The sequence below is a fragment of the Tolumonas lignilytica genome, assembly GCF_000527035.1.
Taxonomy (GTDB): domain Bacteria; phylum Pseudomonadota; class Gammaproteobacteria; order Enterobacterales; family Aeromonadaceae; genus Tolumonas; species Tolumonas lignilytica.
Map to the genome: position 1 here is coordinate 285,615 of NZ_AZUK01000001.1, position 12,958 is coordinate 298,572.

General features: G+C 43.1%; 12 protein-coding genes, 3 tRNA genes and 1 pseudogene. 12 read left to right on the top strand and 4 right to left on the bottom strand.

All coding sequences use genetic code 11. The features are described 5' to 3' along the window. Nucleotides 1-6 precede the first annotated feature (6 nt). The 3 genes from pyrD to pepN all read right to left on the bottom strand — a co-directional run bounded on the left by pyrD (nt 7) and on the right by pepN (nt 4,029). The gene (gene pyrD, locus H027_RS0101300) at nt 7-1,020 is read right to left on the bottom strand and encodes a quinone-dependent dihydroorotate dehydrogenase (protein ID WP_024870730.1); all 1,014 of its coding nucleotides are present in this window, start codon (nt 1,018-1,020) and stop codon (nt 7-9) included. A 126-nt stretch (nt 1,021-1,146) separates the two neighbouring features. Continuing rightward, nucleotides 1,147-1,377 carry a DUF2835 family protein gene (locus tag H027_RS19340; protein ID WP_024870731.1) on the bottom strand — a complete coding sequence of 77 codons (231 nt, stop codon included), beginning with the start codon at nt 1,375-1,377 and terminating at the stop codon, nt 1,147-1,149. Between the two features lie 33 nt (nt 1,378-1,410). Continuing rightward, the gene (gene pepN / locus H027_RS0101310) at nt 1,411-4,029 is read right to left on the bottom strand and encodes an aminopeptidase N (protein ID WP_420804651.1); all 2,619 of its coding nucleotides are present in this window, start codon (nt 4,027-4,029) and stop codon (nt 1,411-1,413) included. A gap of 180 nt (nt 4,030-4,209) precedes the next feature. Here pepN and uvrY point away from each other — a divergent pair, with 180 nt between their 5' ends. The 8 genes from uvrY to H027_RS0101355 all read left to right on the top strand — a co-directional run bounded on the left by uvrY (nt 4,210) and on the right by H027_RS0101355 (nt 10,048). Then, nucleotides 4,210-4,857 carry a UvrY/SirA/GacA family response regulator transcription factor gene (gene uvrY / locus H027_RS0101315; protein WP_024870733.1) on the top strand — a complete coding sequence of 216 codons (648 nt, stop codon included), beginning with the start codon at nt 4,210-4,212 and terminating at the stop codon, nt 4,855-4,857. Between the two features lie 30 nt (nt 4,858-4,887). After that, nucleotides 4,888-6,720, top strand: a complete 1,833-nt coding sequence (uvrC, locus tag H027_RS0101320; protein ID WP_024870734.1) for an excinuclease ABC subunit UvrC — start codon at nt 4,888-4,890, stop codon at nt 6,718-6,720. 21 nt (nt 6,721-6,741) lie between these two features. Further along, on the top strand, nt 6,742-7,293 hold the full coding sequence (gene pgsA, locus H027_RS0101325; RefSeq protein WP_024870735.1) for a CDP-diacylglycerol--glycerol-3-phosphate 3-phosphatidyltransferase: 552 nt from the start codon (nt 6,742-6,744) through the stop codon (nt 7,291-7,293). Between the two features lie 91 nt (nt 7,294-7,384). Beyond that, nucleotides 7,385-7,460 (top strand) — tRNA-Gly (locus H027_RS0101330). Between the two features lie 4 nt (nt 7,461-7,464). Next, nucleotides 7,465-7,538 (top strand) — tRNA-Cys (locus H027_RS0101335). 5 nt (nt 7,539-7,543) lie between these two features. Continuing rightward, a tRNA-Leu gene (locus tag H027_RS0101340) sits at nt 7,544-7,630 on the top strand. A gap of 435 nt (nt 7,631-8,065) precedes the next feature. After that, the gene (locus H027_RS0101350; RefSeq protein WP_024870736.1) at nt 8,066-8,707 is read left to right on the top strand and encodes a LysE family translocator; all 642 of its coding nucleotides are present in this window, start codon (nt 8,066-8,068) and stop codon (nt 8,705-8,707) included. Between the two features lie 192 nt (nt 8,708-8,899). Continuing rightward, nucleotides 8,900-10,048, top strand: a complete 1,149-nt coding sequence (locus H027_RS0101355) for a GGDEF domain-containing protein (RefSeq protein ID WP_024870737.1) — start codon at nt 8,900-8,902, stop codon at nt 10,046-10,048. 292 nt (nt 10,049-10,340) lie between these two features. Here the strand turns inward: H027_RS0101355 and H027_RS19345 are convergent, their stop codons facing one another. Further along, nucleotides 10,341-10,616 carry a nitrogenase-stabilizing/protective protein NifW gene (locus tag H027_RS19345; protein WP_081741334.1) on the bottom strand — a complete coding sequence of 92 codons (276 nt, stop codon included), beginning with the start codon at nt 10,614-10,616 and terminating at the stop codon, nt 10,341-10,343. A gap of 89 nt (nt 10,617-10,705) precedes the next feature. Between H027_RS19345 and H027_RS0101360 the strand changes: the two genes are divergently transcribed. The 4 genes and pseudogenes from H027_RS0101360 to H027_RS0101375 all read left to right on the top strand — a co-directional run bounded on the left by H027_RS0101360 (nt 10,706) and on the right by H027_RS0101375 (nt 12,761). After that, entirely contained in the window at nt 10,706-10,954 is a 249-nt protein-coding gene (locus H027_RS0101360) for a hypothetical protein (RefSeq protein WP_024870738.1), read from the top strand. A 287-nt stretch (nt 10,955-11,241) separates the two neighbouring features. Further along, nucleotides 11,242-11,424 (top strand): annotated as a pseudogene (locus H027_RS19090) (IS3 family transposase); the annotation flags it as partial. 396 nt (nt 11,425-11,820) lie between these two features. Next, nucleotides 11,821-12,120 (top strand): VOC family protein, encoded by a 300-nt coding sequence (locus tag H027_RS17360; protein WP_202593429.1) that lies wholly within the window; start codon nt 11,821-11,823, stop codon nt 12,118-12,120. Between the two features lie 167 nt (nt 12,121-12,287). Further along, nucleotides 12,288-12,761, top strand: a complete 474-nt coding sequence (locus tag H027_RS0101375; protein ID WP_024870739.1) for a cupin domain-containing protein — start codon at nt 12,288-12,290, stop codon at nt 12,759-12,761. Nucleotides 12,762-12,958: the final 197 nt, after the last annotated feature.

Here is a 12,958-nt window from a genome sequence, read left to right on the forward strand (position 1 = left end):
CAAATATCAGATGTTATTTACAATGTTTTTTACCAAATCAGGTCCGTGATAAATAAATCCGGAATAAATTTGGACTAATTGGGCACCTGCTTGCATTTTTTCTCTGGCCGCCATTGCAGAGTCAATGCCACCCACACCGATAATCGGAATTTGCCCTTTCAAATATTCATGCAGTGAACGGATAATTTCCGTGCTCTTATTTTGCAAAGGACGACCACTTAAACCGCCTGTTTCTGCCGCATGAGGCATATCGTGGATCAATGTACGATCCAGTGTCGTATTGGTCGCAATCACACCATCGATCTCATACCGCAATAATGATTCTGCAACTTGTTTTAATTCCTCCGACGAGAGGTCTGGGGCAATTTTGACTGCCAGCGGTACATATTTATTATGTTTTTCCGCCAGTTCTTTTTGGCGCTCTTTCAACGCCTTTAATAAATCATCTAATGCTTCACCATACTGCAACTGGCGTAAATTAGGGGTATTAGGTGATGAAATATTTACCGCAATATAACCTGCATAGGCATAGACTTTATCCATACAGATCAAATAATCATCTTTCCCATTTTCTATGGGCGTATCTTTATTTTTACCAATATTAATGCCAAGAATACCTTTATAGTGGCTCTTTTTGACATTTTCGATCAGATTATCAACGCCTTTATTATTAAAACCCATCCGATTAATAATACCTTGCGCAGGAATGACGCGAAAAATACGCGGCTTATCATTTCCCGGCTGTGGACGCGGTGTGACAGTGCCGACTTCGATGAAACCAAATCCCATTGCACCGAATGCGTCGATAGCATCGCCATCTTTATCTAACCCAGCCGCCAACCCAACAGGGTTATCAAACTTAAGCCCCATCACTTCAACAGGGCGTGACGGTAATTTATTCCGGAAAAACAATTCAAAGGGCGTTCCGCCCATCCATGCTAATTGATGGATACTTAATTCATGAGCAACTTCCGGATCAAGTTTGAATAAAAAATGGCGAGCTAACGGGTAATAAAACATCAAAATCCTCTCTCGAATGCGATGGCATCTCAGGCATTTATTCCTTTCCGTGCCATTTTATCCCGAAAAGCAGCCAGATGCATCTTTAGACATTTTGTATGAAAATTGTTAAACAAATGAGGATGATTAACTTATCTGTTCTATTACAGAAATTCGATTGTCTGTATCGATCACCATTCGGAAACGTCCTTTTATTCCAATTTTCGAAATAAATGGCCGTAAATGGTAAAAAGGGAACTGCAGTCGAGCCCCCTGTTCTGAAACGACAGAAATAGCTTCCAAGGTTCCCTGATAGAACTTCAAAACATCATCCGAAGAGATATCAATACGGAATGTATAAATCATAAAAACATTCATTATCAGGCGTGATATACACGCCCGATAATAAGTTTACTCCGCTAATGCCCGGGAAACTTTTTCAAACAAATCACGTGATAAATCAGGTTGTCCCGCCAATTTTTGCAGCTCTTGTTTCATGAGTCCCTGACGGACTGTGTCAAAACGCTTAAATTGCAACAGTGGCGTAATCAGGCGAGACGCAACCTGAGGATTACTCTTGTTCAATTGCGCCAGAATTTCACCCAGGAAAACATAACCTGAACCATCAATAGCATGAAAACGATATGAATTTGCCGCACTGAATGTACCAATCAGTGCACGCAATCGATTGGGGTTTTGCATACTAAAAGATGGATGTGTCAGTAGTGATTTAACCGTACTCAAACAATTAGCCGATGGTGATGTTGCCTGCAAACGGAACCAATTATCCATAACTAAGCCATCTGTTTTCCATTTTGCTTCAAATGCCAGCATCATTTCTGCAAAGATGGATAACTCGCCCTGCTTGGCCGCCTGCATAGCAGCTAACACATCTGTCATGTTATCAGCAGACTGATAATGGGAAAGAATAATATGCTGATCACGCTCATTGCCATGAATGGCCAGATACATCAAACAAACTGAAACAAGATCTCGTTTGGCAATATCGCTCTGGATTAATTGATACGCCCCCGTTTTATTCGACTGATAGGACTCCATAAACAGCTCATGTAATTGCGTCGCGATTGCGTTTTCAATGAAGCACTTAACTGCATGTATCGCATCTATATCGATATCATCAAACAGCTCGGCCATACTGCTTTCGGAAGGAATGCGGAATATTTCAGCGACTAATGATTTATCTAATGTCTGATCTCGTAAAAGCTCTGCAAACACAGAAAATAAACTTGGTGGCAGTATTAATTCTTTATTTTGCTGGAATCGTTCTACATTCAGGCGAATATATTTATTCAACAACGTTTGTGCGGCATCCCACCGGATAAACGCACTCTTTGAGTGTTGAATTAATAGGAATAAATCTTGATCCTCATATGTAAACTCCAAACGAACAGGTGCCGAAAAATCCTGTAACAACGCTACAACCGGTTTGTCAGCCACATCCGAAAACACAAACACTTGCTGCTCTTGGGTGACATTTAACACTTGGTCATATTGTTCGCCGAGATATTCGCCATATTTATTATACAAAGCAACACTTAAGGGAATATGCAATGCCTGCTTATCTGCTTGGCCTTTCGTTGGGGGGGTATGCTGCTTAACAGTTAACTTATATTGTTGATTAACGGCATCAAATTCGTCTGTGATGTTTAAAACCGGGGTTCCCGATTGTGAATACCAGCGCCGGAACAGAGTGAGATCAATGCCGGATGCATCCTGCATAGCCTGCACAAAATCATCACAGGTCACTGCCTGACCATCATGGCGGGACACATAAAGCGCCATACCTTTCTGGAATAAGGTTTCGCCCAATATGGTATGCAGCATGCGGATCACTTCCGAGCCTTTTTCATATACCGTTAATGTATAGAAATTATTCATTTCCATGACAACATCCGGTCGGATCGGATGCGACATCGGACCAGAATCTTCCGCAAATTGAGGGCCACGAATAATTTTTACATTTCGTATGCGATTGATCGTTCTTGAACCTAAATCGGAAGAAAATTCCTGATCCCGGAATACTGTTAACCCTTCTTTTAGACTAAGTTGGAACCAGTCACGACAAGTAATACGATTTCCAGTCCAGTTGTGGAAATATTCATGACCGATCACCCGTTCAATATCAAAATAATCGGTATCGGTGGCTGATTCAGGATTGGCGAGCACAAATTTGGAATTGAAAACATTTAATCCTTTATTTTCCATAGCCCCCATGTTGAAAAAATCAACGGCGACAACCATGTAAATATCAAGGTCATATTCCAGTCCGAACCGTTGTTCGTCCCATGCCATCGATTTTTTCAAACTGTTCATTGCATGCTGACTACGGTTTAGATTGCCTTTATCAACAAACAACTCCAGCGAAACTGTACGTCCGCTTTTCGTGGTGAACGTATCCTTTAATACATCAAAATCACCGGCAACTAGCGCAAACAAATAGCAAGGTTTCGGATACGGATCACTCCACATAACCCAGTGAGAACCATCTAAATTATCGCCAGATGCAACGCGATTACCATTTGATAAGAGAATGGGATATGCCGCTTTATTGGCAGTGATCTTGGTGGTAAACCGGGCCAATACATCTGGCCGGTCCAAGTAATACGTAATACGTCTGAAGCCTTCTGCTTCGCATTGGGTGCAGAAAGCGGCTCCTGACTTATAGAGCCCTTCCAAAGCGCTGTTAGCTGCCGGGTTGATTTCAGTTTCAATTGTTAATTCAAACGAATCAGGCACATTATCAATATGCAGTTGATTATTTTCCAGCCGATATGTGGCTTCTTTTTTATCCACTCGAACTGAAAGCAAAATTAATTCTTCACCATCAAGCACCAGAGAATTCTTATGATTACCTTCTCTGCGAACCTGGCTGACTGCGATCACCTTAGTGTGGTTTTCATCCAGCAATATATCTAAATCAATCTGTGTGATGACAAAATCGGGCGTTTGATAGGCTAAACGATGTTTTTCTTTCGCTATAATGGTCATTGCATCACCTCTGGCAGAAATCTATTCCACGTCATGAAATCATTATTTACTTCAATAGCAAAGCAATTCCTCTTCACTTTTTCACAATCAGCCAGCATACTGAAGACGGCAGGAAGCATGTTTTATATACATATGTAAGTGTGTATCCGATGTTTACTTTTTTGTTAAGCATCCTTCTTAGTCATAAGCGGAGCAACTCGATTGATTAGTGTATTTCTGGTGGATGATCATGAGCTGGTACGCACAGGCATTCGCCGCATACTTGAAGATGTTCGGGGTCTGAAAGTAGTTGGTGAGGCAGTGAGTGGGGAACAAGCAGTTCAATGGTTGAGAGAAAACCGCGCTGATGTTGTCCTGATGGACATGAACATGCCTGGTATTGGTGGCCTAGAAGCAACAAAAAAAATATTACGCTTTAATCCCGACATAAAAATTATTGTATTAACTGTACAAACAGAAACTCCCTTCCCTCTTAAAGTTATGCAAGCGGGTGCCGTTGGTTATTTAACCAAATGTTCAGCACCGGACGAAATGATCCAGGCAATTCGCTCCGTCAATTCGGGACAACGTTACATATCTCCGGAAATTGCACAGCAAATAGCCTTGAGCCAAGTCTGCACACCGACGACGGACAATCCATTTAAAACCCTTTCTGATCGCGAAATGCAAATTACCATGATGATCACCAAGGGGAATAAAGTTCAGGACATTGCAGAACGTCTCAATTTAAGCCCTAAAACAGTCAACAGCTACCGATATCGTCTTTTTGAAAAGCTGAACATTAATGGTGATGTTGAGTTAACCAGAATGGCAATCCGTTATGGAATTTTGGACGCGGAAACCTTGTAAGCATCCAAAGGATCAGCATTGAAAGAGACTATATTATCTGAGTTTGATTATCGTAGATTTCTCAAAGTCGTGACCGAACAGCCTGGTGTCTACCGTATGTTAGACAACACAGGCTGTATTATTTATGTTGGGAAAGCCAAAAATCTTAAGAAGAGACTCTCTTCTTATTTTCGAACCAATGTAGATAGTGCTAAAACCAGAGCGTTAGTCAGCAACATTGCTGATATTCAGGTTACGGTGACGCTGACCGAAACAGAAGCACTCATTCTTGAACACAATCTGATTAAACAGCATCGTCCCAAATACAATATTCTTCTGCGCGACGATAAATCCTACCCATATATATTTTTATCATCACACACACATCCTCGACTCAGTTTGCACCGAGGCACCCGAAAACTTAAAGGTGAATATTTCGGCCCCTATCCCAGTGGTTACGCCGTCAAAGAAAGCCTGCATGCCATACAAAAAATCTTTCCGATCAGACAGTGCGAAGATTCTTTTTATGCAAACCGGTCCCGACCTTGTTTGCTTTATCAATTAAAGCGTTGTAGTGGTCCGTGCGTGCCGGGTTTGGTGAGCGATGAACAATATGCTGAGTACGTCAATCTGGCTCGCATGTTTCTGCAAGGAAAAGACCAACAAGTCATTACCTTGCTCGTGGATAAAATGGAAAAAGCCAGCAATGAACTGCGTTTTGAAGATGCCGCTAAATTACGAGATCAAATCTCAAACATGCGGAAAATTCAGGAGCAGCAGTCAGTCAGTGGCAACATATTTGACGACTTGGATATTATTGGAACTGCGATCAGAAATGGCGTAGCCAGTGTGCATGTTCTGTTTATTCGGCAAGGTAAGGTTTTAGGAAGCCGAAATTACTTTCCATCGATCCCCACCGATAGCGATCTATCTGAATTACTCTATGCTTTTGTACAACAATTCTACTTGGCTGACATCTCAGGAAAACAATTACCCAAAGAGATCATCCTTGATCATAAATTAGATGATGAAGATGGTTTATCTGACATGCTTAGCCAAATTGCGGGCGTTAAGGTAAGAATTACCAGCCGGACAAGAACAGAGCGCGCCAGATACAGCCAATTGGCAACGACCAACGCAGAAACCGCACTAACCAGTAAATTGGCACACAAAACGACGGTTGAACAACGATTCCGACAATTGCAGGAAGTATTAACACTTACTTCGCCGATAAAAAGAATGGAGTGTTTTGATATCTCCCATACGCAAGGCGAAGCCACTGTAGCCTCCTGTGTTGTATTTGATCGCGATGGCCCCAAAAACAGTGACTATAGGATCTTCAATATAGAGGGGATCACGCCAGGTGATGATTATGCCGCGATGAAACAAGCACTGTTCCGCCGATTTAACAAACAACAAGACCAGGAGAAGATCCCGGATATTTTGTTTATTGATGGCGGATTGGGTCAACTAAAACAAGCCGAAGCTGTCATTTCAGAGTTAGCACCCCTATTACAGAAACAACCGCTACTCATTGGTATAGCAAAAGGGGAATCAAGAAAGCCAGGGTTAGAAACACTCATTTTTGGGAAAACACATGCTGAGATACACCTACCGGCAGATATGCCTGCGTTACATCTAATCCAACATATTCGAGATGAATCTCATCGTTTTGCCATTACTGGGCATAGACAACGCCGGAACAAGAAAAGAACAGAAAGCTTACTCGAAACAGTGCCAGGGATCGGAGCTAAACGCCGCCAGACATTATTAAAATTTATGGGCGGATTGCAGGAAGTCATGAAAGCCACTCCCGATGAATTAGCTAAAGTTCCAGGCATAAGCCCTGCCTTAGCACGTGTTATTTATGATACCTTACATTAAAAATCGTCTGGATCGCTGAACATGTTAAACATTCCCAATATATTGACTTTATTCCGACTAGCCCTGATCCCCGTTTTTGTTGTCGTATTTTATTTTCCTGTCGAATGGAGTTACTTTGCCGCCGCTGTTTTTTTCGTGCTGGCGGCAATTACAGACTGGTTTGATGGTTATCTGGCCAGACGCCTGAACCAAAGCACACCGTTCGGTGCATTTTTAGATCCTGTAGCTGATAAAGTCATGGTCGCAACAGCTCTTGTTCTGATTGTCGAGCACTACAGCTCCGTATTTGTCACCATCCCCGCCGTCATTATGATAGGCCGTGAGATTTTGATATCGGCATTGCGTGAATGGATGGCCGAATTAGGAAAAAGAGCCTCGGTTGCGGTAGGTTTAGCAGGCAAATGGAAAACGACAATCCAAATGATGTCACTGACCGGGCTGATCTGGCAATACAACATATGGATGATCTGGGCGGCCTATGTCTTATTGTATATTGCTGTAATTTTGACCTTTTATTCAATGATGCAATATCTAAAAGCAGCAAAACCAGAGCTATTACGAACAATAAAGTAACGTATTGCGTAAAAAAACGCCGAACAATCTCATTAACAAGAAATGATATTGACTCTCCGTCAGATATATATAGAATTCAACGACATTGAAAGCGGGAATAGCTCAGTTGGTAGAGCATAACCTTGCCAAGGTTAGGGTCGCGAGTTCGAGTCTCGTTTCCCGCTCCAATTAGGCGCGTTAACAAAGCGGTTATGTAGCGGATTGCAAATCCGTCTAGCCCGGTTCGACTCCGGGACGCGCCTCCAGATTTGCCGATGTGGTGAAATTGGTAGACACAAGGGATTTAAAATCCCTCGCTGGTTACAGCGTGCCGGTTCGACTCCGGCCATCGGCACCATTATTTTTCAATGACTTACGAAGTTTTCATCCTCCATTTTTTCCTTATTTTCCTTCTTGGGGAACGGCTGGGGAACAAACGTGGGGAACAGAATTTTCCCGACCCCGCTATCTATTCATTATTTCTGAATTTTTATTCTAAAATTTAATACCTAATTCCTCTGTTGATTTGGTCATTTTTTATTTTTATTCTGCTCATACACCCATTCCTGAAGTTCCCAATAATTCTGAAATGTGACATTGCATGTTCAACATCTTGCGACCACTGTTTTGTTTTGATTTGCTCTATCGCATTAAACCGCGCGGGCATGTCTGATTTTTTCTTAATATTACTGTAACTCCTATGTGATAGTTTCTTTGAAAACCGCACTTGATTATGTTCTCTGATTGACTGATCTTAAAATTTGATATTTCTGCGCTAAACCCAGAGGTTCATATGTTTGGTATTCATGATTTAGCTTTATTTATTATTTCCGGCTTTCTTCTAAATTTAACCCCTGGTCCTGACTCCATTCTCATCATGTCGAGAAGTGCCTCTAACGGTTGGCGTGCGGGTTCTGTTGCAGCTTTCGGTGTTTGTACTGGTTGTTACGTACATGTGTTTGCTGCGGCGCTTGGTCTTTCCGCGATTCTGGCCAGTTCAGCAACTGCTTTCGCAATTGTTAAATTAATCGGGGCTGCTTATTTGGTTTACATGGGTTTGTCAGCTTTATTTCCCCGTTCAAAAGCTAAAGCGGAACAATCTTCAAACAAACGCAAAATACAATTGAGTCACAAGTCCATATTCATTCAAGGCTTTCTATCAAACGCCTTAAATCCGAAAGTAGCCTTATTTTTCTTGGCATTTGTTCCTCAGTTTATCGACCATAATGCACCAAACAAAGCGTTTGCATTCCTTGCTCTCGGCTCTATATTCATTTTCAATAGCCTTATTTACTGCAATCTGCTGGCTGTGTTCACTGCTTTTGCAAGTAGCCGTTTAAAAGTCAGCCAATCTATTAGCAATTTACTGAATAAAACTATCGGTGCTTTGTTTGTTTCATTCGGGCTGAAATTGGCTTTTATGACAAGAAGTTAACAAAAACTTAATGTGGGATGGTTTTCAACTGCCCCATAAGTAAAAGTGAAATTCCCTTGGAGAATTTGTGTATAAAAACATAGAAGACGCAATGATCGAGCACGCTCGTTACAGCGCCCAGGGAGATAGTGCATGTGTGGAGTTAGGCTTCTCTCACCATAAGCCTCTCATCGTTTCTAACATGAGTGCCTCATGAGCCTCCTCCCTCTTGACTTGCCGACTGTTATTCTGGTCTACAACACCTCTCTGGTTGCGGGCGCTTCAAGCATGCTTCATATCCGTCGCCAGTCGTGCAGACCACGTGGCTTGGGGTATCTGGCTGCAGCCTACCTGTTGTTGGCGATTGGCTCAGCCGTCGCCTGGGGAGGGGAGCACGCTGTTCTATCCATGTGGTTGTGGACGCACGGCAGTCTGTTGCTGGGTTTGATCGCCTATACGCTATTTTGGGCCGGCGTACGTCAGTTTAGTGGGCGAAGGCAAGTCCCTTGGCGCACCGTTTTACTGCTGCCAGCGAGCGTGGTTCTGCTGGGTGTTGTGACCGGTTTTCCCTTGCAGAACCTCTGGAGAGCGGGCGCTTTTCATGCCGCAGCGACATTGGCACTGGGAGCTTGCGCCTTCGAGATGCTGCGCGATTATCGTCAAGAACGATTGTCGTCACGCACGCTGTTGGCCGCCTTGCTGGCATTGAGCGCGGGGATTTATGCCCTGCGACTGGCCTATATCGTTGCGGGCACGGCGGGACCAACCGGGTTTGCCTGGTCTTTCTATGTGCTGGTTTTTTGTTACTTTGGAATTGCCTTCGCGGTCGCCACCATGTCAAATGAGCGCGCTGAAGTTCGGCTGGAACTCGCAGCGCTGACTGATCCGTTGACAGGCATTGGAAACCGACGTTGGCTGGAGCAGCGTCTGCCCGTTGAGTTGCCCGTCCAGAGCGCCATCGCGCAACTGGACCTTGATCGGTTCAAACACATCAATGATCGATTTGGTCATGCCGCGGGCGATCATGTGTTGGTCGCCTTTGCCCATTGTTTGCAAGAACAGCTACGCGGTTCGGATCTGCTGGCCAGAACCGGCGGAGAAGAGTTTGTGCTCTACCTTCCTGTCGTGACGCAGGCAGATGCACTGGCGATATGTCAACGGTTACGTGAAAAAGTAGCCGCATTGCGCATAGACCATGAGGGCGAGCTTGTTCCGGTGACCGTCAGCATCGGCATTGTCTGGGTAGACAGTGCTGGCACAAAGTCAGAGACGTGGCTCAAGAAAGCCGATGCGGCCATGTACGAAGCCAAACTCGCGGGCCGTAACCGGGTAGTTGTTGCCAGTCAAACAAAACCTCTATGAGCCCTAACCCACTGGTATGGCGGCCTCTGAGCAACTCATCGTTTGGTTCCACTGGTGATGACTCCCACTGCCCGCTCGTTAAATGAAAATATGTGAACAGTCCTCAAATTTCGCTGATTCAATATTGTTGGCAAGTAATTCCGCGCGGTTGTTTAAAGTAGGCGTAGTTGCAACGTTGAAACCCGTTCACTTTGTTCACTGGACGGCACTATGTACCTCCGTTTAGCCGATAGTTATGAGACCGTAAGCATAACCGGCTCGATTTCTGCCATTTCACGCTAAATAATTCACTCTAGCGGCGTTGGCAAGTTGTACATCCTCGACATGCTGAACGAGTAGTTTTATCTAGTCTTCCTCGCTGAATTTTACAGTAAGCATTTTTCAACACACGTCGACATGCAAACCAATCTGTTGGCTTTTCCAAGATCAAGTAGCCGTTGAAACGTTTTACTAATTCTATACGGTATTCATCTATGAATTTCGTGTCATACCCAATCTCAAAATAATCCAGTGCTTGCTCTATTGAAGTGAAGCTAGTTATGGTTTTTTGAATGTCGATCTGGCACATTTCAATTCATTATTTTGAGATAGAGAAACTCAAAAATAACACATGTCTGAGGCCATCAATGTGTTTTGCATCAAGCAAGAGAATGAGTAATGAATAAATCAACTGACTACTGGTTCCCAGCAAAGCGTTATGGATGGGGCTGGGGCATGCCAGTTACCTGGCAAGGTAAAGTAGTCTTTGTCGCGTTTTTTGTATTGCTAGCAATCGGAGCATTTACTCTGTTGCCACGATATGGCCAACTATGTTTTATCATCTACACCGTCTTTCTAACTATTATTTTGATGATAATTTGCTGGCTCAAAGGAGAACCGCCCAAATGGCGGTGGGGTAATAAATGATCTGACCCGACATTACTGGATACCTCATTAAACGAGTAAAATAACTCATAGAGGTGGATCATGACCAAAACTGCAACCGAACAGAAAAAGATCCAGACTCAATATTCTCAGATTTTTATGCTGATTCATAAAAGCAAATTTTACTTATCTGCTATGTGTAGTGTCCGGAATATTTCTCGGAGTGGCTTTTATCATTAGCTGAATGCAAGCAACAAACATTATATGCGGCAACAAGCGCAACAAGGTCTTCATTATAACCGTAAAATGATGTCCACAAGCCAAAATGACAAGGATTACGAGCAAAAGTAGCCCGTAAATTCAAAGCCACCACGTAAAGCAATCACAACTTACCGATTGCTGAAAACCTGTTGAAACAGAACTTTCATACCAGTCAGTCGAATCAAAAATGGGTCGGAGACATTACGTACCTATGGATAGATGCGGGCGGGCTTTATAAGGTTGTTGTTATAATAATGCCTGTTCTGAAAGCTTTCCCCACAGTCTGAAGGTAGAAGCAATCCATGGGGAAGGATTTAAAACCTGAGCACAGATGAGTTTGAACAACAGACGATAGCTTAACCGTGTGTCCAACATTGCCAGGCTAGATCAAAGTCCATATAACCCTTGACCACCCAACAGTACGAAAAGTCGGCGACGCTACCGTGTTTACAAATGACAAGCTCACTGTGGCATGGTCAAACACCCGTGTACTCATGGTTTCGGGCATGAACCAACTGCATCCCACGCAACTCGTCAGTAAGTGAAATGTATTGCCACAACTAGCATCGATTAAAGCACACAACCACCCCAAAAATGATAATAAGAATTATACTTAAATAGCCCACCTCTCCATTAAGGAGAAACACATGTCCGCTATTGCTCATGGTTTACAACAGATTAAAGTGGTTGCATTAGCTGTGTCCGATCTCAGTCGAGCTCAGCAATTCTATGGAGAAATCCTTGGCCTTCCACCTGCATATGAAGGAGATGTTCTTATTGGATATTCCATTGGTGAAACCATTCTCATGTTAAAAGAAAATTGGTACGGAACTCCGACAACAAACCCCAACCCTCGAATCACTCTCGCTACAGCTTACGCGCCTGATACTGCCGCATTTTTAAAAGCACAATGTCACCATCTCCGACCCTGTAGAAGAAGTCGATGAAGGCTATTACGTCGGTAGCTTTTTAGATAGTGAGGGGAATAAACTTTGGTTCTGCTCCCCTACTGAGAAATAAAACCACACCACAACATGGGTACATACGAATCCCAGCCCTCATGTATTCCCATGACGTGGGGATATATATTCCGATCACAGGAGATTTGACTGCAATGGCTAACCGTACACCTATTAATGCAAAACAAATTCCCGAACACTCGGCAAAATCTCTTTACCCAGAACCTTTCGCTTTGATGGTTAAAAATCGTACCAGAAGAAAATTAGGTGACTACTTTGGTCTCACTAATTTTGGCATCAACTTTACGACTCTTGCACCGGGCTCAATATCTGCGCTAAAGCATCATCATTCCAAACAAGATGAATTCATTTATATCATTTCAGGTACACCGGTTTTGGTTTATGGCGATGATGAATTCCTGCTTTCCCCGGGTGATTGTTTCGGTTTCAAAGCAAACAACGGCATTGCTCATCAATTGCTTAACAGATCGTCTACAGAAGTAACATATATCGAAGTTGGTGATAGAACCCCGGCTGACACTGTTGAATATCCTGATGATGACTTGGCTTTAGTTCAAAAAAACGATGGCGCATGGTCTGTGTTACATAAAGACGGTTCACCTTATTAAAACGTTTTCACTGCACTGAAGATTGAGCTTGAAGGATGTATCCCGATCGAAAGAAAGTGGGCAGATGGTGGTATAGACAGCATCAGATATTTATTTAATTTTGTTCTCAAAAATAGTTTAAGAAACTATAAATATATATATAACCTAGAAATTAAAGGCATCTATTATTAGTTTCATAAAACACCAATAAAATTAAT